Source organism: Clostridium pacaense (assembly GCF_020709765.2).
Classification (GTDB): Bacteria; Bacillota; Clostridia; order Lachnospirales; family Lachnospiraceae; genus Enterocloster; species Enterocloster hominis.
Window position 1 is genome coordinate 1 of record NZ_JAJFEB020000289.1, and the last position, 220, is coordinate 220.

The following is a 220-nucleotide window of genomic DNA, read 5'->3' on the forward strand; positions in this document are numbered from 1 at the left end:
ATTGCATGGACAGATCCTCCTTGAGAAAGTGGATTCATCTATATAATGAAAATGGGGAGGCCGGGCTTTGCACAAGGCCTGGAACATACAGTGGAGATTTTAAGGTTTCTGTTGTAGAATATATGCATAGCACAGGAGCCTCCCAACAGCAGACTGCCGCTCATTTTAATATTCCATCCCCAAGAACGGTACTTATGTGGGAACGGAAATACGATGAAGA

The 220-nt window shown here is 44.1% G+C and carries 1 protein-coding gene; it reads left to right on the forward strand.

Features of this window, described 5'->3' with window-relative positions:
- Positions 1-20: 20 nt before the first annotated feature.
- The coding region (locus LK536_RS59295; protein ID WP_506092400.1) for a helix-turn-helix domain-containing protein at positions 21-220 on the forward strand (200 nt) is incomplete at its 3' end.